The organism is Variovorax sp. 20P10.2.4 (genome assembly GCF_058244205.1).
Window position 1 is genome coordinate 1 of sequence record NZ_JBZAYE010001186.1, and the last position, 1084, is coordinate 1084.

A 1084-nucleotide genomic window follows, 5' to 3' on the forward strand; every position below is an offset into this window, starting at 1 on the left:
CGAGCGCCGCACGCTGCTGGTGGTCGACGACCAGCCGGTGCAGCGCCAGATGCTGGCCGGCATGCTGGCGCCGCTGGGCTTCGAGGTGCGCGAGGCCGCGAGCGGCACCGAGTGCCTCGACAGCCTGCGCGAGGAGCTGCCCTCGGCGATCCTGCTCGACCTCAGCATGGACGACCTCGACGGCTGGCAGACCGCGAGCCTGGTGCGCGCCTCGGGCTTCGATGCGCTGCCGATCATCATCGTCTCGGCCAACATGTTCGAGAACCAGGCCGAGCGGCTGCGCGCCGCCGGCTGCCAGGCCTTCGTGGGCAAGCCGGTGATCGAGTCGGAACTGATCGCCACGCTCGAGCGCCATCTCGGCCTCGAATGGCTCGATGCCGCCGACGCGCTGCGCCCGCGGGCCGACGAGGAGCTCGCGCCCGCGCGTCCACCCCGGCTGCTGCTCGGCGAGGACGACCGCGCCGAGCTGATGCGGCTGGTGCAGATGGGCCACGTGCGCGGCCTGCACCAGGCGCTCGACCGGCTGGCCGCCCAGTCGCCGGGCGCGGCCGCCACCTGCACCTGGCTGCGCGGCATGGTCGCGCGCTTCGAACTCGACTCCCTCCGCAAGGCCCTCGCCGAAGATGCAGACACCCTCGCCTCCCCTTCCTGAAGCCGAACGCCCCGTGGTGCTGGTGGTGGACGACGCCCCCAGCAGCCTCGGCATGCTGTGCGACACGCTCGAGGCCAGCGGCTACACCGTGCTGGTGGCGGCCGACGGCGAATCGGCGCTGCAGCGGCTCGAACTGGTGGTGCCCGACGCCATCCTGCTCGACGGCATGATGCCCGGCCTCTCGGGCTTCGAGACTTGCCGCCGCATCAAGGCCGACGCGGCGCTCGCGCACATCCCCGTGATCTTCATGACCGGCCTCTCGGAAACCGCCGACGTGGTCGAGGGCTTCGAATGCGGCGGCGTCGACTACGTGGTGAAGCCGATCCGCGCGCAGGAGGTGCTGGCGCGCCTGCACACCCATGCGCGCAACGCCCGCATCACGCGCATGGCGCGCGACGCGGTCGACGTGGCCGGCATGGGCGTGGTCTTCGT

Annotated in this window: 2 protein-coding genes; both read left to right on the plus strand. The window is 72.1% G+C overall.

The features are described 5' to 3' along the window. Nucleotides 1-652: response regulator (locus AC27VN_RS42175; protein WP_490880621.1), on the plus strand; the 652-nt coding region annotated here is incomplete at its 5' end. After that, the coding region (locus AC27VN_RS42180) for a response regulator (RefSeq protein ID WP_490880622.1) at nucleotides 624-1084 on the plus strand (461 nt) is incomplete at its 3' end. The genes AC27VN_RS42175 and AC27VN_RS42180, both read left to right, overlap by 29 nt.